The organism is Hymenobacter ruber (assembly GCF_054783255.1).
Window position 1 is genome coordinate 1380655 of record NZ_BAAGQX010000004.1, and the last position, 25292, is coordinate 1405946.

At 61.5% G+C, this 25292-nt stretch carries 19 protein-coding genes and 1 tRNA gene; 8 read left to right on the top strand and 12 right to left on the bottom strand.

The window, feature by feature from the left end:
• The first annotated feature begins 92 nt into the window (after positions 1 to 92).
• Positions 93 to 180 (top strand) — tRNA-Ser (locus tag ACYVM5_RS16465).
• A 64-nt stretch (positions 181 to 244) separates the two neighbouring features.
• Here ACYVM5_RS16465 and ACYVM5_RS16470 read toward each other — a convergent pair.
• Both ACYVM5_RS16470 and ACYVM5_RS16475 read right to left on the bottom strand, forming a co-directional pair.
• Complete coding sequence (locus ACYVM5_RS16470; protein ID WP_460619196.1) at positions 245 to 3784, bottom strand: DUF7948 domain-containing protein; 3540 nt, start codon at positions 3782 to 3784, stop codon at positions 245 to 247.
• A gap of 283 nt (positions 3785 to 4067) precedes the next feature.
• The gene (locus ACYVM5_RS16475) at positions 4068 to 4880 is read right to left on the bottom strand and encodes a DUF5602 domain-containing protein (RefSeq protein ID WP_460619197.1); all 813 of its coding nucleotides are present in this window, start codon (positions 4878 to 4880) and stop codon (positions 4068 to 4070) included.
• Positions 4881 to 5108: 228 nt separating this feature from the next.
• On the opposite strand from ACYVM5_RS16475, the gene ACYVM5_RS16480 reads away from it, so the two are divergent.
• Together ACYVM5_RS16480 and ACYVM5_RS16485 are read left to right on the top strand one after the other, a co-directional pair.
• Positions 5109 to 6539 carry an MFS transporter gene (locus ACYVM5_RS16480; RefSeq protein ID WP_460619198.1) on the top strand — a complete coding sequence of 477 codons (1431 nt, stop codon included), beginning with the start codon at positions 5109 to 5111 and terminating at the stop codon, positions 6537 to 6539.
• Positions 6540 to 6633: 94 nt separating this feature from the next.
• On the top strand, positions 6634 to 7143 hold the full coding sequence (locus ACYVM5_RS16485; protein ID WP_460619199.1) for a DinB family protein: 510 nt from the start codon (positions 6634 to 6636) through the stop codon (positions 7141 to 7143).
• A 193-nt stretch (positions 7144 to 7336) separates the two neighbouring features.
• On the opposite strand, the gene ACYVM5_RS16490 is transcribed toward ACYVM5_RS16485, so the two are convergent.
• Together ACYVM5_RS16490 and ACYVM5_RS16495 are read right to left on the bottom strand one after the other, a co-directional pair.
• Complete coding sequence (locus ACYVM5_RS16490; RefSeq protein WP_460619200.1) at positions 7337 to 9004, bottom strand: amidohydrolase; 1668 nt, start codon at positions 9002 to 9004, stop codon at positions 7337 to 7339.
• Positions 9005 to 9214: 210 nt separating this feature from the next.
• The gene (locus ACYVM5_RS16495; RefSeq protein ID WP_460619201.1) at positions 9215 to 9985 is read right to left on the bottom strand and encodes an AMP nucleosidase; all 771 of its coding nucleotides are present in this window, start codon (positions 9983 to 9985) and stop codon (positions 9215 to 9217) included.
• Between the two features lie 120 nt (positions 9986 to 10105).
• Between ACYVM5_RS16495 and ACYVM5_RS16500 the strand changes: the two genes are divergently transcribed.
• The 3 genes from ACYVM5_RS16500 (at position 10106) to ACYVM5_RS16510 (ending at position 13045) form a co-directional block, all read left to right on the top strand.
• Positions 10106 to 10567 (top strand): type I restriction enzyme HsdR N-terminal domain-containing protein, encoded by a 462-nt coding sequence (locus ACYVM5_RS16500; RefSeq protein WP_460620194.1) that lies wholly within the window; start codon positions 10106 to 10108, stop codon positions 10565 to 10567.
• Between the two features lie 505 nt (positions 10568 to 11072).
• Positions 11073 to 11441, top strand: a complete 369-nt coding sequence (locus ACYVM5_RS16505) for a hypothetical protein (RefSeq protein WP_460619202.1) — start codon at positions 11073 to 11075, stop codon at positions 11439 to 11441.
• A 2-nt stretch (positions 11442 to 11443) separates the two neighbouring features.
• A complete protein-coding gene (locus ACYVM5_RS16510) occupies positions 11444 to 13045 on the top strand; it encodes a T9SS type A sorting domain-containing protein (protein WP_460619203.1) in 1602 nt (533 codons plus the stop codon).
• 142 nt (positions 13046 to 13187) lie between these two features.
• Here ACYVM5_RS16510 and ACYVM5_RS16515 read toward each other — a convergent pair whose 3' ends face one another.
• The 7 genes from ACYVM5_RS16515 to ACYVM5_RS16545 form a co-directional block, all read right to left on the bottom strand.
• Positions 13188 to 13484 carry a hypothetical protein gene (locus ACYVM5_RS16515; RefSeq protein WP_460619204.1) on the bottom strand — a complete coding sequence of 99 codons (297 nt, stop codon included), beginning with the start codon at positions 13482 to 13484 and terminating at the stop codon, positions 13188 to 13190.
• A 126-nt stretch (positions 13485 to 13610) separates the two neighbouring features.
• Positions 13611 to 15521, bottom strand: a complete 1911-nt coding sequence (locus ACYVM5_RS16520) for an LTA synthase family protein (protein WP_460619205.1) — start codon at positions 15519 to 15521, stop codon at positions 13611 to 13613.
• A 191-nt stretch (positions 15522 to 15712) separates the two neighbouring features.
• On the bottom strand, positions 15713 to 16840 hold the full coding sequence (gene ald, locus ACYVM5_RS16525) for an alanine dehydrogenase (RefSeq protein ID WP_460619206.1): 1128 nt from the start codon (positions 16838 to 16840) through the stop codon (positions 15713 to 15715).
• Between the two features lie 99 nt (positions 16841 to 16939).
• Positions 16940 to 17461, bottom strand: a complete 522-nt coding sequence (locus ACYVM5_RS16530) for a VOC family protein (protein ID WP_460619207.1) — start codon at positions 17459 to 17461, stop codon at positions 16940 to 16942.
• Between the two features lie 85 nt (positions 17462 to 17546).
• Entirely contained in the window at positions 17547 to 18635 is a 1089-nt protein-coding gene (locus ACYVM5_RS16535; RefSeq protein WP_460619208.1) for a hypothetical protein, read from the bottom strand.
• A gap of 106 nt (positions 18636 to 18741) precedes the next feature.
• On the bottom strand, positions 18742 to 19731 hold the full coding sequence (locus ACYVM5_RS16540) for a sulfatase-like hydrolase/transferase (protein WP_460619209.1): 990 nt from the start codon (positions 19729 to 19731) through the stop codon (positions 18742 to 18744).
• Between the two features lie 220 nt (positions 19732 to 19951).
• On the bottom strand, positions 19952 to 20725 hold the full coding sequence (locus ACYVM5_RS16545) for a DUF1573 domain-containing protein (protein ID WP_460619210.1): 774 nt from the start codon (positions 20723 to 20725) through the stop codon (positions 19952 to 19954).
• 244 nt (positions 20726 to 20969) lie between these two features.
• Here ACYVM5_RS16545 and ACYVM5_RS16550 point away from each other — a divergent pair, with 244 nt between their 5' ends.
• Positions 20970 to 23390, top strand: coding sequence for an alpha-ketoacid dehydrogenase subunit alpha/beta (locus tag ACYVM5_RS16550; RefSeq protein ID WP_460619211.1), 2421 nt, complete (start codon positions 20970 to 20972; stop codon positions 23388 to 23390).
• 35 nt (positions 23391 to 23425) lie between these two features.
• Here the strand turns inward: ACYVM5_RS16550 and ACYVM5_RS16555 are convergent, their stop codons facing one another.
• Complete coding sequence (locus ACYVM5_RS16555) at positions 23426 to 24013, bottom strand: hypothetical protein (RefSeq protein WP_460619212.1); 588 nt, start codon at positions 24011 to 24013, stop codon at positions 23426 to 23428.
• Positions 24014 to 24131: 118 nt separating this feature from the next.
• Between ACYVM5_RS16555 and ACYVM5_RS16560 the strand changes: the two genes are divergently transcribed.
• The gene (locus ACYVM5_RS16560; protein WP_460619213.1) at positions 24132 to 25130 is read left to right on the top strand and encodes an acyl transferase; all 999 of its coding nucleotides are present in this window, start codon (positions 24132 to 24134) and stop codon (positions 25128 to 25130) included.
• The last annotated feature ends 162 nt before the right edge of the window (positions 25131 to 25292 follow it).

The window sequence follows — 25292 nt, forward strand, 5'->3', positions numbered from 1 at the left end:
CCAAACCACTCGCGGACTAAAAGTCCGCGCTACGTCGTTCCGCTTGCCCGGCCAACATCGCCGCCCTATCTTTGCCCCATCAACCACCAACCTGAGAGGTGTCCGAGTGGTCGAAGGAGCACGCCTGGAAAGTGTGTATGGGTCAAAAGCTCATCGTGGGTTCGAATCCCATCCTCTCAACTTAAGCAAACAAAAAGCCCGTTTCCAATCTGGAAACGGGCTTTTTGTTTGTCTCATACCGAAGCTATTTCACCACTTCGAGCCAGCCTTTCCAGGTTTGGCCGGCGGCGGTGCGCAGCTGGTAGTAGTAGATGCCGGCGGCCACGTCGGGGGCGCTGCCCCATCCCTGAGTGTAATTAGCCTGCTCAAACACCTTGCGGCCCCAGCGGGTGAAGATTTGCAGCGTCACGGGCTCAGTGCTCACGTAGGGGCGGAAATCGTCGTTCTTGTTGTCGCCGTTGGGGGTGATGACGTTGGGGTACTCGAAGGCGCGGGCGGGCGCTACCACCAGCGTGAGCGTGGACGTGACCGGGCAGCCGGTGGCGGCCATATCGGCGCTCAGGCGCACGGTGTAGGTGCCGGGTGCGGCATAGGTGTGCGTGGGCGCGAGGCCGGTGCCCGTCTGGCCATCGCCAAAATCCCAGCGGCGGTTGGTGAGCAGCGAGGTAGTCGGCAGGGTGTCGTTGAAGGTGACCAGATTGCCAGCGATGGGCAGCAGCGGCGCGGTATGAAGCCGGACGACAGGCACGCTCAGGCGGGTGACCACCACGGTGGCGCTGCCAGTGCAGCCGGTAGCCGTGGTTACGCGCACCGTGTAAGTCGTCGTAGCGGTGGGGTTAGCCGTCACGGTGCGGCCGGTGGTGGCGCTGAGGCCGGCGGCGGGGCTCCAGGTGTAAGTAGCGCCGGTGCCGGCATCGGCGGTGCTCAGCGTGGCCGTGGTGCCGGGGCAGAGCGCCGCCACGGCCGGAATAGCCACGGATAGGTTGCGCACGGTCACCACCACGGTGTCGCGGCTGATGCAGCCACCGGGTGTGGTGGCCGTCATGATGTACTGCGTGGTGGCGGTGGGAGTAGCTACTACATTGGGGCCGCTGGTGGTGTTGAGGCCGGTGGTCGGGCTCCAGGTGTAGATGGCCGATTGGACGGGCGTGGCGCCGGCCACAGTAAGCGTGGCGCTGCCGCCGGGGCACACCGTCTGGTCGGGGCCGAGGGCGGCGCGGGGCAGGCCCAGCACCGTCACGGTATCGCGGCTGACAACGGCAGCCTGGCAGCTGGTCGAGTCGTAGGCGGTGAGCGTGACGGGGTAGCGGCCGGGCGCGGTGTAGGTCACGCTCACGTTGTTGGCCTGCGTCGAAGTCTGGCCGTTGCCGAAGCTCCAGGTCGTGCCGTTGTTGGAGGGCGTGGCGCGGGTGAAGAGCACCGTGAGCGGGGCGCAGCCCACGCGGGTATTCACCACGCCATTGGCGGCCGGCACGAAGCTGGCGTCGAGGCGGGCAATGTCCATCTTGAAGGCCGCGCTGGTGGTCTGGCCACTGGTGCGCGTCTGGGTACGGGCGTAGGCGTTGGGCGTGGTGATGATGGCCGGGGCGATGGCGCCGCCGCTGCCCTGCTGGAAGCGCACGCACACGGCCTGGTAAATAATGCCCTTCTTATCGAAGCGCGACGTGCCGCCGTCGACGTGCGTGGTGCCCGTGCCGAAGTACGTGCCGTACACCAGCCGCCGGGCATTGGCCGAAAGCTGCATCACGTAGAGGTAGCCGTAGGTGTTCAGGTTGGCATCGGCCGCCGCGCCGGAGGTGCTGTTGGTGGCCGTGCGCTGCAGGGCGTCGGGCGTGGTGGGCATGCCCGCGATGCTACTCGCCCCGTAGCCCGACAGCAGTATCTGTCCGCAGTTATCGACCAGAAAGGCTGTGGGGGCCAGGTTGGTGGGGTAGGGGTTGGCCGTGGTGGGCGTGCCGGCCCCGTTGCCAATCACCGTGGAGTAGCCCGTGGTGCGCAGGTCGGCGCTGAGCTTGTGGATGAACTGCCGGCTGCCGGCGTTGCGGTAGGTGCCGGTGGTCACCGGGTAGGCGCCGTTGGTCTGGCCCAGCACATACACCGCGCTTTTGCGGTCGAGCTGCACAAAAAACGCCTGGTCGTAGCTGCTGGTGCCCAGGTAAGTGGTTTGCTGCACGGCCACGCCGAAGGTGGTCAGGTTTTGCACGAGGCGGCTCACGAAGCCGTCCGTCGGGCCGCCCCGGTAGGTGGCGTTCAGGCCCCCGGTGGTATTGGGCAGGGCGGTGCTGGTGGTGCCGCCGGCCACGTACACGTTGTTCACGCTGTCGAGCTGAATACTGTAGCCGGCATCGTCGCCGGAGCCGCCCAGCAGGGCGCTCCACCGCAGGGCCGTCAGGCCGGCGTTCAGCTTCACCACCACGGCATCGTGCCCACCCGCGAAGACTGCGCCGCCGCTGGTGGGGAAGTTGCTGGAGCGCGTCACCGTCGTGAAATACACGTTGTTCTGACGGTCGGTAATCACGTCGCCCCGGAAATCATCGCCGGCATTGGCCAGCAGGTTGGACGTGGCCAGCAGGCGGCCGTCGTTGCCGGTACCGCCCATGTAAGTGGCCCCCAGCAGCTGGCTGCCGTTGGCCGAGAGCTTGGCCAGCACCATATCGGTGCCGCCGGCCAGGCTGCGCTGGTAGGTGGTGCCGGGCATGGGGAAGTTGGTCGAGTTGGTGGTGCCCAGCATCACCAGCTCGTTGGCGCTGTTCACCACCAGGCTGTGGGGGTAGTCTTCCTGGTTGCCGCCCAGGTAGGTGGCGTACACCAGGCTGCTGGCGCCGGTGGCCGCGCTGGGGTTGTATTTGCTGATGACGATGTCGTTGTCGCCGTTGTTGAAGCTCGTGTCGTAGGCTCCCAGTGTAGTGGGGTAGCCGGCCGTGAAGTTGATGCTGGCGGCGTAGAGGTTGCCCAGCGAGTCGGGGCAGGCGGTGTAGCCCCAGTTGAGGGCGGCCGTGGCCCCGGAGTAGGTGGAGTACACCAGCACGGGGTCGATGACGAGCGGGCGGCTGTGGTCGTAGCCCTTCGGCAGGCCAAAGCTCACCGTGTGCTGCGGCCCCAGCACGTACTGGCAGGGCACGGCCACGCGGCGACCATTAATTACCTGATAAGCATACGGCTGCTGCTCCGTGACGCGGCCCACGCTGGTGCCGATGTGCAGCGCGCCGTCCACCACGGTCAGCGACTCCTGCCCGTCGTAGCGGAGCTTGATGCGGGCGGCATCGGCCCCGGCGGCCAGCTCAAAATCGTACTCCATCACCGGGCCGCGCGAGTACAGGCGCAGGTCGGTGCCGGGGTAGAGCTGCTGGTAGCGCACGTCGGTGAAGGCGGGCACGTTGCGGGCCCAGCGGCTTTCGTCGTTGCCGAGGAAGTAGTTCATATGCTCGCCGGTGGGCTGCTCGCCGCGCACTTCGGGCCGGGCATTGGCTCCCACAAAGCTTACGGCGTAGGCGTGGTTGGCAATGCGCTCTCGGGCGGCCGTGGGCGCGGCGTGGTGGCGGCGGTCCACGGCGGGGGCATCGTAGCGGGCCACCAGCAGGCGGCCGCGCTCCAGAAACAGGCGGCCGGCCGGAATGTCGGCCGCGAACAGGATGGGGCTCTGCCACTGCCGCTGGTTGGGCACGAAGCGCAGCGGGTGGGCATCAGTCGGCACGGGGGCCACGGGCGGCGTGCCGGCCAGGGCACTGGAAAAGGAAAACAAGGCACTGCCCAGGCAGAGCCAACGCGTAAGAGTACGACGCATGAAAAGGGGGGAGGTGGAGGAAATAAAGGACTGCTAACGGACACCAAAAAGCCCTGCTGGGGGCAGGGCTTGGTTTTCCGAGCGTGAAGTTCCGGTGAATTCCCGGATTTATTGTTCTGCTTAGTGATTTGATAATTTCAGTGGTGCTGCCATTTGTGCACCTGCAACTTTTTCTGCCTCCGACCTGGCCACTTGTACCCGCATTTTAAATAAACCCAAACGCGCCGCCCCGCCCAGTTCAGAAAGTCCGGGCAGGGCGGCGCTAAAGCCAGAACCGGACACTTCAGTGCAGCACCATGTCTTTCAGTAAAATAATGTACTCCTTGCTATCAGCATTGTAGCGGATGACGTATTTGGTGGGGAAGAACTTGCCCGGCACCTCATACGCGGCCGGCTGTTTGATGTCGCGCTCGATGCTCACGGCGGGCACCAGAATGGCCTTGGTAAACATGGGCTCCACAAACGTGACGTGCCCATCGTAGGTGCCGTAGATGAGGGTGTGGGTGAAGGCCGTGCCCGGCGTGTATTCCGAGCTGGTGGGGTCTACCCAGTGGCGGCCCATCATGGGCACGGTGCGGCCGGGGGCCACGTTGGGCGGCGTGATGTAGCCGGCGGGCAGCTTGTTGGTGGCCGGGAAAATGTCGCCCTTGGGGTCATCGAGGGTGATGGCGTGCTGCACGCTCATGGGTATCATGTAGAAGTGGGCATCGAAGTGCGGCAAACCGTAAATGGTGAGGGGCTCGTGGCCGTTGGGGTTCCAGTCGAAGGAAATGTGGTCGAACGGCATCTGGGAGGTGGCGCTGATGGCGGGCAGGGGCACGTCGTACATGGTGCCGGTGGCCGGCGTGGCGGGCAGGTCGCTCAGGGCAGCCTCACTCACGGCTACGCCAATTTCGGTGGGCATGCCGTTGGCGTCGGCCGATACAAAGCTGCGCGCCGCGCCGGTACCAATGGTCACGGATGTGCCGTAGGTGGTGGCGGGCTGCGTGGGCGAGTCATCGTCTTTGCTGCAAGCCAGTAGCAGCGGCATGCCAATGGCCAGGAGTGCAGCAGCGCGGCACCAGCCGCCCCGCGGGAGGAAGGAAGATATAGCCATAGCTGAAGTGTTTGAGAAAGAGCTGCGTTGCTCTCATGCTTAAATATAGTAAATATTGAATATTTATTTGGTGTCTCCCGAAAATTCCCTCAGTGCCATGGACGAATGCAGCTTGCGTGGGCGTTGGCAAAGCCCTGTTGGCCGCTGGCATTCCCGCCCGGCCCAACCTGAGCCGTAAAAACCCGTTACCTTCCCCGGCGCAACCCCTCACATTCCCGGCGCCCCCTTATGACCCCAACCCCGACGCACCCTGCCGCCGCCGCTGGCGCGGTCGAAAAAGACAACAAGCGCATCACCACCGGCTGGACGTTCTACGACTGGGCCAACTCGGTGTACCCGCTGGTGATTACCAGCTCGATTTTTCCGATTTACTGGTCCAGCGTCATCAAGCAGATTACGCATACCGACAGCGGCCAGAGCCCCGTGAGCTTTCTGGGCATGATGGTGCCCGGCTCGTCACTGCTCAACTACGCCATCTCGGTGTCGTTTCTGCTCATTGCCATCGTGAGTCCGTTTCTCACGTCGCTGGCCGATTTCTCGGGGCGCAAGAAGCTGTTTCTGCAAATCTTCTGCTACATCGGGGCGGCCTCGTGCGCGGGGCTGTTCTTCTTCTCGCCGGCCACGCTCACCATGTCCACGTTCATTTTCGTGGCGGCCACGGTGGGCTTTTCGGGCAGCATCGTGTTCTACAATTCCTACCTGCCCGAAATCAGCAGTGAAGAAAAGTTCGATTCGCTTTCGGCCAAGGGCTTTTCGATGGGCTACATCGGCTCGGTGATTCTGCTGGTGACCTGTCTGGTGATAAACCAGTTTCACGATAAAATCGGCATCGGGGCCGAGCGCGCCGCCCAGCTCTCCTTCCTACTCACCGGCCTGTGGTGGGCCGGCTTTGCGCAGATTCCCTTCGCCACGCTGCCGCCCGACCGGGGCCGCCCCGCCGATGCCCCCGAAGCCAAAGGCGGCTGGCTGCTTAACGGCTTCCGCGAGCTGGGCAAGGTGTGGGACCAGCTCAAGCAGCTGCCCAACGTAAAGAAATTCCTGCTGGCCTACTTCACCTACAACATGGGCGTGCAAACGGTGATGTACGTGGCCACGCTTTTCGGCACCGATGAGCTGCACCTCGAATCGGGCGCGCTCATCCTCACCATTCTGCTGCTGCAAGTGGTGGCCATTGCGGGCGCTTACCTGTTTGCCAAGCTCTCCGAGCGCATCGGCAACACGCGGGCGCTAAGCTGGTCGGTATTCATCTGGATGCTGATTTGCATCGCCGGCTACTTCGTGCAGGCCGGCTGGAGCTTCTACGCGCTGGCCTCCGTCATCGGCCTCACCATGGGCGCCATCCAAAGCCTGAGCCGCAGTACCTACTCCAAAATCATCCCCGAAAACACGCCCAATTCGGCCGCCTTTTTTAGCTTTTTCGATGTGACCGAGAAGCTGAGCATCGTCATCGGCACGGCTACCTTCGGCATCATCAACCAGGTTACCGGCTCGATGCGCAACAGCCTGCTGGCCCTGATTGTGTTCTTCATCCTGGGCTTGATTTTCCTGCTCCAGCTGCGCGGCAAGAAGCTTCGCGAAGACTCGCTCGGCCCGGTGTCGGTGCCCGGCCCGCCGCCCGCCTCGGCCGCCGCCGAAATGGGCGCGCCCATGAGCCGGTAGCGCGGACTTTTAGTCCGCGAGTTGAATGATATGGAATAGCTTTGACCCGCGGACTAAAAGCCCGCGCTACATCTCTTCTCCCAAGCCTTCTTTCATGTACACCGCCTCCATCCAGCAAAACATCCTCGCCGAGCTCGACCACGAGCTGGCCCAAACCCGCAAAGTCCTTGAGCGGGTGCCCTTCGATAAGGCCGACTACAAGCCCCACCCCAAGAGCATGAGCCTGTGGCAGCTGGCCACCCACGTGGTAAATCTGCTGGCATTCAATACCCTTTTCGTGCAGCAGGATGCCCGCGATTTTCTCGACCCCAACGCGCCCAAGCCCGGCCCTACGCCCACCAGCCCCGAGGAGCTGCTGGCCCGTTTCGACGAGTATTCCAAAACCCTGCGCGAAGCCCTGCGCAGCAGCGACGACGAGAAACTGACCCACAACTTTAAGCTGCACCGCGGCGAGCACACCATTATGGAGATGCCCAAGGGGGCAGCCATCCGCATCATGGGCCTGAATCACAGCATCCACCACCGCGGCCAGCTCACGGTGTATCTGCGCTTGCTTGACATCCCGGTGCCCGGCCTCTATGGGCCGAGTGCGGACGAGAAGTAGAAACTGTCATTGCGAGGAGGCACGACGAAGCAATCCGTCCTGTTCTCAGCGACTAACCTAATAATGTAACAAAGCCCCGACACTGCGCAGTGCCGGGGCTTTTTGTTGTTGAAAAGCTGTGTCACATCTCAGGGCTGGTCGCATCGAGAGGACGGATTGCCACGGCCTGCGGCCTCGCAATGACAGACAAGTCCTACTTCTGCCCGAACACCTTCTCCCCGCCAATCCACGTTTGCAGCACTTGTGCGCCGCGCAGCTTCTCCTTCGGTGCGGTCAGTAAGTCCGTATCCAGCACCACAAAATCGGCCAGCATGCCGGGCTTAATCTGGCCTTTGCGCTTCTCCTCGAAGCCGGCGTGGGCGGCCCAGGTGGTCATGCCGCGCAGGGCATCGGGGCGCGAAATAGCGTTTTCCATCTGAAAGCCAGCGGCGGGGAAGTTCTTGGCATCCTGCCGCGCCACGGCCGCGTGGAAGCCGAACAGCGGGTTGATGTTCTCCACCGGGAAGTCGGAGCCCAGGGCCAGCTGGCCGTATTGCTTGAGCAATTCTTTGTAGGCGTAGGCGGTCTTGAGCCGCGCCGCGCCCAGCCGTTCGCCGGCCCAGTACATATCGGAAGTGGCGTGGGTGGGCTGCACCGAAGGCACGATGCCGAACTGCCCGAACTTCGGCATATCGGCCGGGGTGATAACCTGGGCGTGCTCAATGCGCCAGCGACGGTCCTGCTGGCCGTGCAGCGCCTCGCCGTAGATGTTGAGAATGATGCGGTTGGCCGAGTCGCCGATGGCGTGGGTATTCATCTGGAATTTCGACGCGGCCAGCTCCTTCGCTAGGTCGCGGAACTGCTTTTCGGTAGAAAGCAAAAACCCGGTTTCCTTCGGCCGGTCGGCATAGGGTTTCACCAGGCAGGCCCCGCGGGAGCCCAGGGCGCCGTCGGCGTACACTTTGAAGGAGTTGATGGTGAGCTGGTCGGTCAGCACCGGGCCGTTTTTGAGGTAGTAGGCGCGGTTTTCCGGCGTGGGGTTCAGCATGGTGTAGAGGCGCAGCTTGAGCTTCTTCTGCTGTTGCAAAGCTGCCATCTGGTCGATGTTGGCTTTGTCGAGGCCGGCATCGGCGAGGCTGGTGAGGCCCACGGCCAGGCAGTTCTGCTGGGCTTGCAGGAGCAATTGGGCGGCTTCGGTTGGGGCCGGGTCCGGGATTTTGCTGCTCACGAGCCGCGTGGCATTATCCACGAGCAAGCCGGTGAGGCGGCCCCGCGCATCGCGCGTAATGACGCCGCCGCTGATGGGCGTGCGGGCCGTGACGCCGGCCAAATCCAGCGCCTTTTGGTTCACGAGCGCGGCGTGGCCATCCACGCGGACCAGCAGCACGGGCACGTCGGGAAACAGCTGGTCGAGCGTGTCTTTGGTTGGGAACTGCTTGCCGGGCCAGTCGTTCTGGTCCCAGCCGCGGCCCGTGAGCCAGGCCGCCTGCGGGTATTTCTGCCGGTTTTCCTGCAGCTTCTGAATCACCTCTTTCCACGAGTTCGTGCCTACCAAATCGGCGCTTGGCAGGGCCAGGGCGTAGCGGTAGAAATGGCAATGCGCGTCGTAAAAACCGGGGTAGATGAACTTGCCGCCCGCGTCCACTTCCTGCGCTGCCTGGTATTTCGTCTTCAACTCGGCCGCCGGCCCCACGGCCACAAATTTGCCATCCTTTACCGCAAAAGCTTCCGCTTTCGAAAAAGTCGAATCGACCGTGTAAACCGTGGCGTTGGTGACGAGCAAATCCACAGCCTCGCGCTTGGCAGAACAGCCGCTGAGCAGCGCCAGTGCCAGCAGTGGCGCGGTCAGTTTGGGGAAGATAGTAGGGGAGAACAGGGCCATGCGGAGCGTTTTGAGCGAAGAAATCGGTGAGAAAGAATAAAAAAGCACGTCATGCCGAACGCAGCCGAAGCATCTCTACCGGGTGAGTAAATCCTGTCAATTGGATTACTACTGCAGGTAAAGGTGCTTCGGCTGCGCTCGGCATGACGTGCTGTTGTAACGGTCTGCTGAATCCGCGAAATCCGTCAAATCCGTTAAAATCTGCGGTCCTTACTCGAAGCGCATGTGCTTTACCGACTCGCCCGAGAACTGCAGCTCCTGCAGCGATTCGATGCCGATTTGCAGGTGCTGCTTCACGAAGTTGGTGGTCACTTTCGAATCCGATTCAGAGGTTTTCACCCCTTCGGGCGTCATCGGGTTGTCGCTCACCAGCAGCAGGGCGCCGTGGGGAATGTCGTTCATGAAGCCGCACACGAAAATGGTGGCCGTTTCCATGTCCACGGCCAGGGCGCGCACCCGGCGCAGGTAGTCCTTGAAATCCTGGTCGTGCTCCCACACGCGGCGGTTGGTGGTGTACACCGTGCCGGTGTAGTAGTCCAGCTCGTGCTTCTTAATCATCGAAGAAACAGCGCGTTGGAGGCGGAACGAAGGCAGCGCCGGAATCTCCTTGGGCAGGTAGTCATCCGAAGTGCCGTCGCCGCGAATGGCCGCGATGGGCAGCACCAGGTCGCCGAGCTTGGTCTTTTTCAAGCCGCCGCACTTGCCCAGAAACAAGGCCGCCTTGGGCTTGATGGCCGAAAGCAAATCCATCACCGTGGCCGCCATCGGCGAGCCCATGCCGAAGTTGATGATGGTGATGCCATTGGCCGTGGCCGTTTGCATGGGTTTGTCCAGCCCGCGCACTTCGCATTCGAACTGCTCGGCGAACATGTACACGTAGTTGCTGAAATTGGTGAGCAGAATGTACTGCCCAAAATCACTCAGCGGCACGCCGGTGTAGCGCGGCAGCCAGTTGTTAACAATCTCTTCTTTGGTCTTCATAAAAGTGTTTTGAGTGGCTGAATGGCTAAGTTCGGGAGTGAGAAAAGGGTATGCGTTTCGGAGTCACTTAGCCACTCAGTTGCTCAGTCACTCGATGCCAGACCCCTACCTTTGGAGGTGATGCAAGCCCTGGACCTGCCGCCTTTCGACGCCAAACTTACGCAATCGGCCACAAATCAACCACTCATCTGGGATGGGCTGCGGCGCAAGCACGTCGTGCTCACGCCCGAGGAGTGGGTGCGGCAGCACGTGGTGCACTATTTAATCACCCACCTGGGCTACCCGCGCGGCCTGCTGGCCCTCGAGCGCGGCCTGCGCTACAACCAGCGCCAGAAGCGCACCGACCTGCTGGCCCTCGACCCCAATGGCCAGCCCCTGCTGCTGGTGGAGTGCAAAGCGCCCAGCGTGGCCATTGATGCCGCCGTGGCCCGGCAGGCCACCACCTACAACCAAACCATCGGCGCGCCGCTGCTGCTGCTCACCAACGGCCTGGTGCACTACTGCTGGCGCGTCGATTTTGCGGCGCGCACCAACGAGCGGCTGGAGGAGATTCCGACGTTTGCAGTAGCGGCGGGGCTGTAGGTAACCGCCCTTGGCGGGGAGCCGATTTATCTGGCGAAGCAAGGAATATTCCGGGCTAAGTCAGGCGGTTCGTTCATGGAAATCTTTCAATGAAAGAATGTGATTAAAATTATAAATATATATTATATAATATTTTATATTTGACTGCCTGCCGGAGTAGCGCTTCAAGGCGTCTGTAGTGGCCTGGTGAGGGGAAGCTGAGCGGTAGGAGGATTTTTCTTTCACCTCAAAATATAATTCCTATGCCACCTTAACTACCCGTTTCCGCCAGTAGAATATATAATCAGGGATAGATGACCAGGCTTGTTATACCCTGATGAGGCCGGTATTTACCGGCCCGAAAAGCGGCTGGGCATGTCCTGCTTTACCCGAAATGCCGCCGCGCAGCACCCGCCTACGGGTGCGCTGAACCAGGCGTTGGAGCCGTGTGCGCGCCGCCTGAGTCTTGAAGCCCCACTCCCGGTTACCGTTCGATAACCGGGCCTCCTTTCCGCTGGTGCTGCACATGCAGTACCCCACGCGCTTGCACCCGGCGGCCCTGCTGCCGGCCGGGCCGCGCATTGCGCTCAAGCAGCGGCGCATCCAACGATTCTGCATTGAGGAAAGGTGTGCCGGCCCTCCGCCTGGGGCGGTGCTGCGGCTATTCGGCAGCATAGCGGCTGCCCGGCACCTTTTCCATTTATCCATTTTGCCAATAGCCATGAAAAAGCATGAATTAATTACCCCATGTGCCAATGTCCCCGAAAAAACTCAGGACGACGTACCAACTCCCTGCAAGCACAAGCCAATGGAAGGCGCCCGAAGCCGGAAACCCACGGCTGATTGGCAAGGGCTGGCGCTGGCGGTACTGGCGGTTTTATTTTTTCAACTGTGAGTTTGGGTCATGTAATCCCCCTTAGCACCGTGGCCGGCACCAGCGCCACGGTCACCACCTGCCCATCGCCGCCGGTGCTGTCGAGCGCCAACGTCAGGGTGACGCAACCCACCTGCACCAGCTCCACCGGTTTCATTCAGGTGCTGAATGCGCCGTTTAATAGCGTGGCCCAGCTCACGCCGAACGCGCCCAAGCCTTCTGGGGGCAATGCTTACCTGTTCTCGTACCTGGTGCCCGGCACCTACCGCCTGACGCTGACGGTGAACGGTTGCACCTCGGCTCCCTACACCGTGGTCATCAATCCGGCTCCCGCTGCGCCGGTGCTCACGCTTGCCAACGTGCGGGTAACGCAGACCGATTGTTCCCACACCACCGGGTCGATTCAGGTGCTGAACCCGCCGGCAGGGGCCACGGCCCAGCTCACACCCAATGCCCCCCGGCCGTCCGGGGGCAACTCTTTTCTGTTCTCGTTCCTGCCGCCGGGCAGCTATAGCCTCACCCTGACGACGGTGGACGGCTGCACCTCGGCTCCGCTGACAATAGTCATCAATCGGGCCGCACAAGCCGTTACCGGCTTCACCCTGGTCAATGCCGATACGGACACCGATATCAGGCCCCTCACCAACGGGATTACGCTCAACCTAGCCACGCTGCCCACGCAAAACCTGAACGTCCGGGCCAATACCAGCCCGGCCAATGTCGACCAGGTCATGTTCAGTCTCGATGGACCCACCAGCTGGGGCCAAACCGAACTGGTGGCTCCCTACGCACTGTTTGGTGACAATGCTGCCGGCGACTACTTCGGCCATACCCTGGCTCCGGGGCGCTACACTTCCTTGTCGGCCCGGCCGTTTTCCGCCAGCGGCTGTGCGGGCACCCCGCTGGAAATCACCTTTACCGTAATCAATGAGCCCACTACGCCCGGCCATATTACCTACACCTTGGTCAATGCCAATACCGGCTTCGAGTTCATGGCCCTCACGAATGGGGCCATGCTCGACCTGGCCACGCTGCCCACGCGCGACTTGAACATCCGGGCCAATACCAATCCGGCGACGGTGGGCCGGGTCGAGTTTGCCCTGAGCGGTGCCCAAACCTGGAGCCAGACCGAAAGGGTGGCCCCCTACGCACTGTTTGGCGACGACGGCGCGGGCGACTATTTCGACTGGACCCCCACAAGTGGCAGCTATACCCTGACCGCGACATCCTATTCGGCTGGCGGCACCGTAGGCACCCCCCGCACCATTTCCTTCACGGTAATCGACGGCGCGGCGCGCACCGCAGCAGCTTCGCCAGCTGGTAGTCCGGCCGCCGTGGCCCGCAAAACAGCGGGCAGTACAGAATTAACGGCGCTGGTGAATGCGTACCCGAACCCGTCGGATGGGCAGGTGAGACTGTTCTTGCCCGAGGCTTTGCAGGGCGAGGTTACCTACACGCTCGTGTCGGCGCTTGGGGCTAAGGTGAGCAGCGGCACCTTCCCGGCGCACAACGGGGCCAGCGCCCTGCAGCTCGATTTCTCCCGCCAGATGCCGGCCAGCGGCGTTTACATGCTGCACCTCAGCAGCGGGCAAGCCCAGGCTCATCTCAAACTGCTGCGCCGCTAGGCACCAATTACTAGAAAGGCTTGGTGGAAATGCGGCTCGCGTGTGCGGCAGCCGCCTTTTGCCAATGCATATTAAAGCAAAAAAAGCCCGGCCGCAATTGCTTGCGGCCGGGCTTTTCACCTTAAAAACAGTGGGCTGAACCCTAATTTTTAGGCTTGATTTTCGTCTTGCTGCGCTTGTCTTTCACCTTGGTGTCGGCGGGAATTGCGGTCTGCGCCGGAGCTGCCTGAATTACCGTGGTGGAAGCAGGGTCCGTGGTGGTCGTGGTCGATTCCGTGGTGGTCGAAGTAGCGGGAGCGGGCGTAGCCGCGGGGTAGGTGGCCGGGGCAGGTGTCACCGTGGTCTGGCGCGTGGTGGTAGTGCTGGTGCTGCTCTGGGCATTGGCCGAGAAACCGCAAACGGTGAGGAACAAGGCGAGAATGAGGGGTTGCTTTTTCATAGGACCGAAAGAAAGGTTGAGTGAAACAAAATGACCACGTTGTATGCAGAACGCGGTCAATTGAGTTGGCTTTAACGGGGGAAAGCAGCCGAAGGTTCGGTATCGCTGTAGCTTACTGTTGGTTAGCTACTTGTATAGTCGATTATCTAAAAGCCCATTCACGTAAAACTGCACGCAGGCGCGCAATTCATCGCCGTACTTTTTTACCAGTACCGGGTTGGGTTTGACCACGGGTTCATTGGGAATGAAATGGGTCTGATAGGGGTAGAGTCGCACTTCGTTCTTGTTCGTGAGCTCGGCCACGAAATCGGAATGCACGAGGTAGTACGAGTCGCCGTCGCGGAAAATGGCGCGGCCGGGGCTGGCCGCATCAAACACCGATGAGCCAAAGGGCAGCAGCGCCGGCTGCTCCTGGGCCAGGCCCAGCACATCAAGCACCGAGGCGGGCACGTCGATTTGCTCCGTGATGCGGTGCGGGTTGGCGGCCGGCAGCGGCTGGCCGGGGCGGAAAAACAGCAGCGGCGTTTTGTGTACGCCCAACGGGTTCTGGTAGCCGGTACGGTCCGACTGCGAAGTATGGTCGGCCGTGAGCACGAACAGCGTGTGCGCATACCACGGCTCCCGGCGGGCCGCCGCGAAAAAGCGCCGCAGGGCCATATCCGCGTAGGCAATGGTGGGGTGAATGGGCTGCGTGCCCACCGGGAATTTGCCTTTGTATTTCGTCGGCAGCGAGAATGGCTCGTGCGAGCTGAGCGTGAATACAGCGGCCAGGAAGGGCTGCTTGGTGGCCGAGAGCTGGCGGTTGAAGTATTGCAGGTAGGGCTCATCAAAAATGCCCCAGTGGCCGTCGTAGTCGGGGCTGGTGGCAGCGCCGGGGTATTCGTTGAGGCCGTAGTAGTGCTGCATCCCGGCAATGCCGCTGAACATATCGAAGCCCATGGTACCGTTGGAGCCGGCGTGGTACATGGCCGTGCTGTAGCCGTGGCGGCCCAGGATTTCGCCCAGCCCGTGCAGCTCCGCCGTCTGGAAGCTGGAGGTGATAAACGGCTCATCCATCAGCGAAGGCAGGCCCGCGAGCACGGCCGGCAGCGCCTCGATGGAGCGGCGGCCGTTGGCGTAGTTCTCGCGCATCAGCCGCGCCCCGGGGGCCACGGCCAAGGAATCAAAAAACGGCGTGAAGCTGCCTTGCCCACCGTTTTCCACGCCGTTGTACTCCGAGCCGAAGCTTTCCATCAGCAGCACCACCACGTTGTCGGGGGCGGTTGAGGCGGCAACGCGGGCGGGCAGCGGGGCGGCGTTCAGGGCCGGCCGCAGCGCCGTGGTGGTGGGAAAATACCCCACCCGGTCAATCTGGACTTCATCGAAGGATTTCAGGACCGTGAACGTGCTGTTCAGGGCCAGGTGGCCGAGCACGGCGGGCTGCTGCTCGAAGGCAATGCCGGTGCGCAGCGGCTTGAGCTGCCAGCCGCCGCGCAGGCCCAGCACCACCAGGCCCACCACCAGCATGAATTCTATGGTGCGCTGCACCCAGGCCCAGCGGCCGGCCGGCGCGCTCAGCTCGGTCGGCGTGGGCATGGGGCACAGCCGCCACAGCACATACACCAGCCCCGTCAGCGGAATGGCCAGGTACCAGTAGTGCAAGCCAATCTGGCCGGCTTGCTGAGCAATGTCGTGGCCAATGGTGCTCCACTCGTTGCTCAGCCGCCGCCCAATGAATTTAAAGTATTCCCAGTCAATAATATTGAGCAGAAACCCCGGCACGTTCAGCAGCACAAACAACCCACGCAGCCACTGCTGCCCGCGCCGCGTATCCACCGGCACCAGCAGCGACAGCAGCACCAGCGGCAGGTTCACCCATAGCAGCGCGGCAATATCAAACCGCAACCCGTGCACAAACGCCTGCACCACCGCCCCCGGCGCAATGCCCCGAAACGTGACCAGATTCAAGCAGTAAAAACCCAGGCGAAGCAGCGTATAAACGACCATCAGCAGCGCAAAGCGGCGCAGCAGCAGGCGGATAGCAGGAGAGGGAACCAAGAGCGGAAGGGTGTGAGAAATCAGAAATACCGACGGGCGAAAATCGCAGCCGGTCTAACTCAGGAAAGGTGCGAAGAAGCCAGACGGGTTGCGTAACCGTTTACTTTTAAAAAGCAGAAGGCCTTCCCAAAGCGTGCGCTGGAAAGACCTTCTGTCTTAAAACGGCTGTGCGTAACGCACCGGGCGACTACCTATACGGTGGCCAGTTCCAGCACGGTTTCCACATTCACCAGGGGCAGGCCCCAGGCTTCGGCTACGCCTTTGTAGACTACTTCACCGTGCACCACGTTCAGGCCGAGGCGCAGGGCCTCGTCGCGGCGGCAGGCTTCCTGCCAGCCCTGGTTGGCCAGTTTCACGGCGTAGGGCAGGGTGGCGTTGGTCAGGGCCAGGGTGCTGGTGTAGGGCACCGCGCCGGGCATGTTGGCCACGCAGTAGTGCACCACGTCGTCGATGATGAAGGTGGGGTTTTCGTGGGTGGTGGGGTGGCAGGTTTCGATGCAACCGCCCTGGTCCACGGCCACGTCCACCACCACGGTGCCGGGACGCATGGTCTTCAGCATGTCGCGGGTGATGAGGTGCGGAGCTTTGGCGCCGGGAATCAGTACCGCGCCCACAATCAGGTCCGAGGTTTTGATGGCTTCGCGGATGTTGTACTCGTTCGAGTACTGCGTCACCACGTTTTTAGGCATGAAGTCGTCCAACTCGCGCAAACGGTTCAGGCTGATGTCCATGATGGTAACCTGCGCGCCGAGGCCGGCGGCCACTTTCGCGGCCTGGGTGCCTACCACGCCGCCGCCCAGCACGAGCACGTTGGCGGGTTTCACGCCGGGCACGCCGCCGAGCAGAATGCCACGGCCTTTCAGGGGTTTCTCCAGGTACTTGGCGCCTTCCTGCGGGGCCATGCGGCCGGCCACTTCGCTCATCGGGATGAGCAGGGGCAGGGCGCGGTTGCTGAGCTCCACCGTCTCATAAGCCAGGCAAATGGCCTTGCGCTCAATCATGGCGTGGGTCAGCTCCTCGCCGCTGGCAAAGTGGAAGTACGTGAACAGCAGCTGGTTCTCCTTGATGAGCGGGTACTCCTCAGCAATCGGCTCCTTCACCTTGATAATCATCTCGGCCTGCCCGTACACGTCGGCAATGGTGGGCAGAATGGTCGCGCCGGCCGTCTGGTACTCCTCGTCCGAGAAGCCCGAGCCTTCGCCGGCGGTGTGTTGCACCAGCAGGGTGTGGCCGTGCTTGCGCAGCTCGGCTACGCCGGCGGGCGTGAGGCCCACGCGGTTTTCATTGTTTTTAATCTCCTTGGGAACGCCAATAATCATGAGCGAAGGGGGAAGTGATGGGGTGGGGGAGAAGTGAGCTTTCGAGCCGCAAAGATAGGGCGCGGGGGTACTACCCGGTGCGCCAAGATTTGGTTCAGCTTACGCTTCCGCCAGCAGCGCATTCAGGTCCAGGGGGCGGGTGTACATCTGCACCTCGCCGTTGGCCGTCATGGGCCACTGCTCGCGGGGCCAGTCCCAGTACAGCTCTACGCCGTTGCCGTCGGGGTCGTCGAGGTAAATAGCTTCCGACACGCCGTGGTCGGCCGAGCCGGTGATGGGGTAGTTGGCCTTAACCAATTGCTTAAGCGCGCCGGCCAGCTCGGCCCGCGTGGCGTAGAGAATAGCGGTGTGGTAGAGTCCCGCGCCCTGCTTGCGGGCGGGCGGCCCGCCCAGGCTGTTCCAGGTGTTGAGCCCGATGTGGTGATGGTAGCCACCGGCCGAAATAAACGCCACCTGGTTGCCAAACCGCTGCACCACCTGGAAGCCCAGAATGTCGCGGTAAAAGCCCAGCGCTTTGTCGATATCAGTGACCTGCAAATGAATGTGGCCGATGCGTGTTTGCGCCGGAACTACGTAGGGGGCGCTGACTGCGGGAGCGGTGCTGCTGGTTTCGTTTGCCATGATAAAGCTATGGATTGAATTAATGTACCAACATCAATCCAAAATCGCTCCAAAAAAAGCTCCGCCAAATTGGCAGAGCTTCCAGTTAGTCGAAGCCCCGGATGTGGGTGTATCTTTTTTCGTTTTGCCGCCCCACCCGCACTATTTGGCGCTCGAAATCCTTGGAGTCGTTGAGGACTTTATAAAACCCGTTTAAGTAGTGGGTGGCAAATTCCTGCTCATCGTGGCTGAGGTAGGGGCAGGCCAAAAACACGTTGTAGAGCGCGGTGCGGCGGGTATTGAAAAGGTCCCGGACGGCAGCATTTACTTCCGGCGGGAAATCGTAGCCCCGAAATAGGCGCTGCCGCACCGAGGTGATGCCGAGTTGCTCGGGCGGCACGGCGTAGGGGGCGTTCACCAGCCCGCTGTAGTCGAAATCGAAGGCCACCGGCACGGGCGGAGTGGCCAGGCTGCGGGACAGCAGGCGGATGTTGTGCCGGTAGGGCACCGACCAGTCCGTGTTGCCAATCATGAATTGGAACATGACCATGGTGGCCGTGGCCGGCTGGTCCAGGTTTTCCATGCCAATAAACAAGGGTTTGGGGACCACCGTGGCCTGGTTGCGCCGCGCCAGCGCCTCGGTATTCTCCAGAAAAAAGCCGTAGTGTACCGAAGTATCCTCCCGTCCGTTGTTGTCGCGGTAGGTGATGCGGCAAAGTCGGACCCGGTAGCTAAAGTCCGTCAGCGCATTATAAAGCTTATACACCAGGTATTCCCGCAGGGTGTAATCGTCGGACAGGCAGTGGGTGGTCAGCTTCAGCTCGGCTACCGGCCCAAATAGGGAACCGTGCCCGTTGGGTGGCGGAAATTTTACCAGCAGCGGTGGGAAACCGCACACGGCGGGGTCTTTGCGCCGGTTGCCGCGCACCTGCACCTGCACGGCCAGGGTTTGCGTGCTGCCATTGGCCGTGCGATAGGAGATACTGGCCGGATGAAGGCCAGGACTAGCGCCACGGTCTTTCAGAACCTGCTCCAGCGGCAGTGAAAGCGTGAGCTCGACAATTTCTGCGCTGGCAAAGAATGGGTTATCGGTGGCGTAGGCCTTCGCTGGCGCCGGCCAACCAGCCGGTGCCGGCACCGGCTGCCCAAGCAGCAGGCCGTAGCACACCAGAACCAACAGCAGCGAAATCATCACGGCAGCGGGCCCGCGTAAAGCGGCCCTTTAAAAACAACTGGCCCGGCGATGCAATCAACCGGGGCAATGATGGCTCAGCCCGATGCAGGCCAAACCCATATGATTATCAGCGCTTGAACAGCGCCTCAATCGACTTGCCCTGGCCCTGGGCGAAGGGAATGCCCAGCATGTAGGCCACGGTAGACGGCACGTCGACCAGCGTGCAGGTATCCTTCACGGTCCGGCCTTTTCTGAAATCCGGCCCCAGGGCCAGCAGGCTGATGTGGCGGCAGCCCTCGCAGCCGTCGCCGTGCTCGGTCCAGCCCGGGGGCACGGTGTCGAGGTGGCGGCCGTGGTCGTTGGTCACGAACAGGGCCGTGTTGTTGCGGTAGGCTTTGCTCTTCTGCAGGAAATCGTAGAGCTGCTGCACATACCGGTCATCGCGGTTAATTCCCCGGATGTAGTTGGGCCAGTTGCCGGCGTGGGCGTAGCCGTCGGGCTCCATAAAGTTGATAAGCACCAGGTTGGGCTGGTACTGCGTCAGAATGCGCTTGACGGCTATCAGCGTCAGCGAATCGGCTCGGTAGCCGGTGCCCGGGCCGCTGATGCCACAGTCGACGGAAGGCGGGTACTGGTCCTTCCACTCGGGGTTCAGAGTATTGGCCAGAATGTAGAGCTTGTCTTTGCTGGTAATCAGCCAGGCGGCGGTGGCGGGCTTGCCGGTGGCTTTGCGCCACAATTGAAAGATGGAAGGCTGTTGCGGAAACTCCTTGTCGTAATTATCAATGGGCTGGTTGATGCCCGTGGTCAGGGCCGTATGCCCAGAGTTGGTGTAGGTGTACCCGTTGTTATAAAATGTAGGGAAGAACACGCCCTTGGCCTTGAGCGTGGTCGACATGTTGGGAATGTTGCCCGGAATATTGCCCCACGTCTCGGAGTACCGCGGGCCGTCGATGACCACAATAATGACGTTTTTGGTGCGCAGGCGCTTCTTGTCCGGGACCGGTGCCCCGCCCACCGCAAAGAGCAGCAATAGCAACCCGCCAAGCACATACCGCAGCCAACCGGTGGCGGTGAGAAAGCGGCTTTGCCGCCCAACAGGTGCAAAGAAAGCCATGGCACTTACTGGTATAAAACATATAAATATACATTATAATATATTAAATAAAATCAATTGAATAAAAGCCATCTGCCGCAGGCCAGTTAAACGCACGAAAAGCCCCCAGCTCTCCAATTTTCAATAGTTTGACTGGTTGCCCCAGAAATGGCAACGGGCTCCGGCCAGCACAATGCAGTGCTGGCCGGAGCCCGTCTATAGGCTAAGCAGAACCCCGTCTTTACTTAAACGGAACCGCCGTGCCGCTTTCCTTCACCATGCTGTTGCCGCTGAGGTCGCGCACGATGTTGGCCTTGAGCGTGATTTTGGCGTCGCCGCTCACGTCGTTGGAGGTAATGGTCACAGCATCGCTCACCTGCCCGAGCTGGCGCTGGCTGTAGAGCAGCTCCACTACTTCGCTCTGGCCGGGTGCGATGGGCGCGGGGTTATTCTTGTAGCCCACGCAGTAGCAGCCCGACGAGAGCGCGCCGAGCACCAGCTCGGTTTTGCCAGTGTTTTTCACCGTGAAGCGGGCAGTGGGCTGCTGGCCGGCTTCCATTTTGCCGAAATCGTGGGCGCTGCGGTCCAGCACCAGGTGCGGCGAGGCGGCCAGCTGGGCCGGCGTGAGCGTGGGTTTAATCTGGTCTTTGGTGAGCACCGTGCCTTTGATGCTGAGGACCTTGCTGGCCTCGGTGGCGTTGCTGGTCACGGTCACCGTTTTGTTGAACACGCCGGGGCGGCCGGCGCTGCTGTACATGGCTTTGATAACGCCCATCTTGCCGGGCAGCACCGGGGTTTTGGTCCAGTCCGGGGTGGTGCAGCCGCAGCTGGCCTGCACGTTGGCAATGATAACGGGCTGATTGCCGGTGTTTTTGAACTTGAACTCGTAGGTGGCCATCGTGCCTTCGGGCACGTTGCCGAAGTCGTGGTTGTCGGTCGAAAACTGCATCACGCCCTGGGCGTGGGCCGCGCCGGCCAATGCCAGCAGGCAAATAGTGGTAAGGAGTTTCTTCATGATTTCTAAACCCTGAGCCGGTAATCAAAAGCCGGGACGGGCAGTTTTTAAGTAGAAAAACAAAGCCGGTAACAACAGTGCCGGGCTGACAATCAGCACGGAATACTTATTACCATTGCACCCCAAATATACGGCCAAACCCTGCCACGCCACCCACCCGGCCCCGATTCCGTATTTTTGCACCACGGCCCCGGCCGCCTGCCTCTTCCGCTCCAAAATTCCCACGTATCCTGACCCTCATTATATGTCCGCAGCCGAAACCGCCGTGCCCGCGCTAGCCGCGCCCCTCACCAAGGCCGACTTTCTCACCGATTACCGCCTGGCCTGGGAAAGCCGCCACGCCTCACTGGCCGGCCGCAAAGAAGTATTCATGGGCAAGGCCAAGTTTGGCATCTTCGGCGATGGCAAGGAAGTGCCGCAGCTGGCCATGGCCCGGGCCTTCCAAAACGGCGATTTCCGCGCCGGCTACTACCGCGACCAGACGTTTATGGCCGCCATTGGCCAGCTTACCTGGGAGCAATACTTCGCCCAGCTCTACGCCAACCCCGACGTAGAGGCCGAGCCCGCCACCGCCGGCCGCGCCATGAACGGCCACTTCGCCACCCGCATGCTTGACGAGGACGGCAACCTGACCAACCTCGCCCAAACCAAAAATTCCTCGGCCGATATCTCGCCCACCGCTGGCCAGATGCCGCGCCTGCTGGGCCTGGCCTACGCCTCCAAGCTTTTCCGCCAGAACCCCGAGCTGCACCAGTTCGACACACTTTCGACCAATGGCAACGAGGTGGCTTTCGGCACCATCGGCAACGCCAGCACCTCGGAGGGCATGTTTTTTGAGGCGCTGAATGCGGCCGGCGTGCTGCAGGTACCCATGCTGGTGAGCGTCTGGGACGACCATTACGGCATCTCCGTTCCGGCTGAATATCAGACGACTAAGCAAAGCATCAGCGAAATCATGATGGGCTTGCAGCGCGAGGGCGAAGGCCAGTCGGGCTTCGAGATTTACGTGGTGCGCGGCTGGGACTACGCCGGTTTGGTGGACACCTACCAACGGGCCGCCGCCGTGTGCCGCGAGCAGCACGTGCCCGTGCTTATCCACGTCACGGAGCTCACGCAGCCGCAGGGCCACAGCACCAGCGGCTCGCACGAGCGCTACAAGAGCAAGGACCGCCTGACCTGGGAGGAGGACCACGACTGCCTGCATAAGCTGCGCGAGTGGCTGCTGGCCGAGGGTCACGCCACCGAATTGGAGCTGGACGAAATCGAAAAAACTGCCGCTGCCGTTATCAAAACGGCCCGCACGGCTGCCTGGGCCGCCTTCTTCGACCCCATTAAAGCGGAGCGCGACGAGGCCGTGGCCCTGCTCGATAAGCTGGTGGCCGACACTGGTACCGAAAACTCCATGCACGAGCTGGTGGAGCAGCTGAAATCGAACCCCACACCCATCCGGGCCGACATCGTGCGGACGTTGCGCCGCGCCTTGCGCCAGGTGCGCAACGAGAAGCGCAGCTTCGGCCGCCGCTCGGTGCAGCGACATCTGGAGCAACTGTTGGCCGAAAACGCCGACCGCTACAACTCCAGCCTGTTCAGCCAGAGTGAAATGGCCGTGGGCAATATCCAAGAAGTAGCCGCCACCTACGCCGCTGATGCGGCCGTGGTGGACGGCCGCGAAGTGCTGCAAGCTTGCTTCGACGCCAACTTCCAGCGCGACCCCAAAATCTTCGCCATCGGCGAGGACGTGGGCAAGATTGGTGATGTGAACCAGGCCTTTGCCGGCTTGCAGGACAAATTTGGCGAGCTGCGCGTGACCGATACCGGCATTCGCGAATGCACCATTGTGGGGCAGGGGATTGGGGCGGCGTTGCGCGGCCTGCGGCCCATCACTGAAATTCAGTACCTTGATTATCTGCTGTATGCCATCCAGATTCTGAGCGACGACCTGGCCTGCCTGCAGTACCGCACCAAGGGCGGCCAGAAGGCTCCGCTCATCGTGCGGACCCGCGGGCACCGGCTGGAAGGTGTGTGGCACTCTGGCTCGCCCATGCAGATGATTCTGGGCAGCATCCGGGGCATTCATTTGTGCGTGCCGCGCAACATGGTGCAGGCCGCCGGCTTCTACAACACGCTGCTGCGCAGCGACGAGCCCGCCATCGTGATTGAGTGCCTGAACGGGTACCGCCTGAAAGAGAAAACGCCCAGCAACGTGGGCGAATTCACCCTGCCGCTGGGCCGCCCCGAAGTGCTGAAAAAAGGCACCGACGTAACCGTAGTTACCTACGGCTCGATGTGCCGCATCGTGATGGACGCTGCCAAACAGCTGGCCGACGTGGGCATCTCGGTAGAGGTAATCGACGTGCAAACCCTGCTGCCCTTCGATACCGACCACCTCATTGCCGACAGCCTGCAGAAAACCAACCGCGTACTGTTCACCGACGAGGACGTGCCCGGCGGCGGCACCGCTTTCATGATGCAGCAGGTGCTGGACGAGCAGCAGGCCTACCGCTTCCTCGACGCGCAGCCGCGTTGCCTGGCCGCGCAAGCCCACCGCCCGGCCTACAGCTCCGACGGCGACTACTTCAGCAAGCCCAACGCTGAGGATGTGTTCGACACCATCTATGAGATGATGAGCGAGGACGCGCCGGAGAAGTTTCCGGCTATCTACTAAAGTGTTAGCGTAATAGGCCGGCCCGCCGGGCCGGCCTAAAGCGTCACCTCGCTGGTGGTGATTTGGTTGCTCTCGTGCAGGCCGCGGTCCAGGATGCTGATTTCAAACCGGAATACATCGCCGGGATTGAATACTGTGCCGTCGAGGGAAATGGGCAGCTTGTAGCGCAGCTCGCCTTTTAGGGGCGCAGCGCGGCCGTCGGCCCCATTTAGGCGGGGGTATTGGCTGTCGTATTCGCCCTGCACGCCGGCGGGAAACGGGGGCTGAGCCGGAGTCACAAAAAAATCAAAAGCCTTGGTAATAGGATTCTTTTTGTAAGGCTGAATGAAGTAGTTGTAGCTGTATCCCCGGTTGTTATGCCCGCCGATTTTGGAGTTGAAGGGGGCCACGGCAAGGTCTTCCGGCCCCAGACCCAGGTCGCCGTCGCCGTCGCGGAAGCCGAGCACGAATTCTAGCGTATCGCGGCCCACGTTGCCATTGGCGGCAGCAATGCGCGTTACCTTAACGTCTCTAAACTCAATTTCGGGCGTGTTCGAGTAACTAGGGGCGCTGAGGCAGCCGCTGAGGCCCGCCCCGGCCAGGCCAAGGAAAGCAACTCCGCTCAGGGTACGAAACAGGTTCATATAGACAGGAAGTGAGAAGTCAGAAGCACAACGGCCGAAGTGGCCCCAAAGTACGTTCTTCCCAACGAATAGCCAAGGTGGTTGGTTCGGTGGTTCCTGCTAATGTCCTTGTTTGCTCATGAGTTTTCGTTCTGATTATTTGGCCCACTTGCCCCAGGTTACGGCCGCTACATTCGAGGCTGCCGCGCTGGCGTTGTTCCGGCACCAGGCTATGCACTGCCCGTCCTACGCGGCCTACCTCGCGCAACTCGGCCGCAATTCCGCCGCTGTGGCCCGGCTAACGGATATTCCCTTCCTGCCCATCGAATTTTTCAAAACCCACGAAGTTTGTACCGAGCCCGTGGGTTGGGAACCCCAGGAATTATTTCTTAGCAGCGGCACCACGCTGCAGCAGCGCAGCCGCCACCTCGTGCGCGAGCCGGCGCTGTACCGCGAAAACGCGGCCCGCATCTTCGAGCAGTACTATGGCCCGCTCACGGGCTGGACATTTCTGGCGCTGCTGCCGTCGTATCTGGAGCAGGGCAACTCCTCGCTGGTGGCGATGGTGGATTATTTCGCCCAGCAATCCGGCCAGTCGCAGCCGGCCTTTTTCCTGCACGACCACGCCGCCCTACGCACCGCACTGGCCGAGGCCAAGCAAGTGCCCGGCCGTCGCGTCATGCTCATCGGCGTGAGCTACGCGCTGCTGGATTTCGCGCTGGAAGCCGGCCCTGTGCCGGAACTGCAAGGCCTCACCGTGCTCGAAACCGGCGGCATGAAGGGCCGCCGCCGCGAGATGATTCGGGAGGAACTACATGCTGAGTTGCAGCGGGCGTTTGGCCCGGCCGGTATTCATTCTGAGTACGGCATGACGGAATTATTGAGCCAGGCCTATTCGCTCGGTGATGGCCGTTTCCGCTGCCCCGCGCCGCTACGCGTGCTGCTACGCGACCCGTCGGACCCGTTCTCAATTGGCGATAGACCCGATGGGGCCATCAATGTGATTGATTTGGCGAACGTGGATTCCTGCGCGTTTATCGAAACCAAGGATTTGGCGCGGATGCATCCAGACGGTTCATTTGAGGTGCTGGGGCGCATGGATAATTCGGACGTGCGCGGGTGCAATCAGATGGTGTAAAGACCTAGCATTTTGCGGCAGCAGTTAATCCAGTAGACATACAGACCAATAATAAATGCGTAGCTGATAGGGTTATTGTCAAATAACAACCTTCCAATCCATCGGACTTTCCATAGGTCGTAGTGATAACCTGCAATACTAAATATTTGATAATAAAATAAA

What these genes read in the sequence shown, in the direction of transcription:
- ACYVM5_RS16470 (WP_460619196.1), bottom strand. Translation starts at nt 3,784, where the DNA reads ATGCGTCGTACTCTTACGCGTTGGCTCTGCCTGGGCAGTGCCTTGTTT.
- ACYVM5_RS16475 (WP_460619197.1), bottom strand. Translation starts at nt 4,880, where the DNA reads ATGGCTATATCTTCCTTCCTCCCGCGGGGCGGCTGGTGCCGCGCTGCT.
- ACYVM5_RS16480 (WP_460619198.1), top strand. Translation starts at nt 5,109, where the DNA reads ATGACCCCAACCCCGACGCACCCTGCCGCCGCCGCTGGCGCGGTCGAA.
- ACYVM5_RS16485 (WP_460619199.1), top strand. Translation starts at nt 6,634, where the DNA reads ATGTACACCGCCTCCATCCAGCAAAACATCCTCGCCGAGCTCGACCAC.
- ACYVM5_RS16490 (WP_460619200.1), bottom strand. Translation starts at nt 9,004, where the DNA reads ATGGCCCTGTTCTCCCCTACTATCTTCCCCAAACTGACCGCGCCACTG.
- ACYVM5_RS16495 (WP_460619201.1), bottom strand. Translation starts at nt 9,985, where the DNA reads ATGAAGACCAAAGAAGAGATTGTTAACAACTGGCTGCCGCGCTACACC.
- ACYVM5_RS16500 (WP_460620194.1), top strand. Translation starts at nt 10,106, where the DNA reads ATGCAAGCCCTGGACCTGCCGCCTTTCGACGCCAAACTTACGCAATCG.
- ACYVM5_RS16505 (WP_460619202.1), top strand. Translation starts at nt 11,073, where the DNA reads ATGCAGTACCCCACGCGCTTGCACCCGGCGGCCCTGCTGCCGGCCGGG.
- ACYVM5_RS16515 (WP_460619204.1), bottom strand. Translation starts at nt 13,484, where the DNA reads ATGAAAAAGCAACCCCTCATTCTCGCCTTGTTCCTCACCGTTTGCGGT.
- ald (WP_460619206.1), bottom strand. Translation starts at nt 16,840, where the DNA reads ATGATTATTGGCGTTCCCAAGGAGATTAAAAACAATGAAAACCGCGTG.
- ACYVM5_RS16530 (WP_460619207.1), bottom strand. Translation starts at nt 17,461, where the DNA reads ATGGCAAACGAAACCAGCAGCACCGCTCCCGCAGTCAGCGCCCCCTAC.
- ACYVM5_RS16540 (WP_460619209.1), bottom strand. Translation starts at nt 19,731, where the DNA reads ATGGCTTTCTTTGCACCTGTTGGGCGGCAAAGCCGCTTTCTCACCGCC.
- ACYVM5_RS16545 (WP_460619210.1), bottom strand. Translation starts at nt 20,725, where the DNA reads ATGAAGAAACTCCTTACCACTATTTGCCTGCTGGCATTGGCCGGCGCG.
- ACYVM5_RS16550 (WP_460619211.1), top strand. Translation starts at nt 20,970, where the DNA reads ATGTCCGCAGCCGAAACCGCCGTGCCCGCGCTAGCCGCGCCCCTCACC.
- ACYVM5_RS16555 (WP_460619212.1), bottom strand. Translation starts at nt 24,013, where the DNA reads ATGAACCTGTTTCGTACCCTGAGCGGAGTTGCTTTCCTTGGCCTGGCC.
- ACYVM5_RS16560 (WP_460619213.1), top strand. Translation starts at nt 24,132, where the DNA reads ATGAGTTTTCGTTCTGATTATTTGGCCCACTTGCCCCAGGTTACGGCC.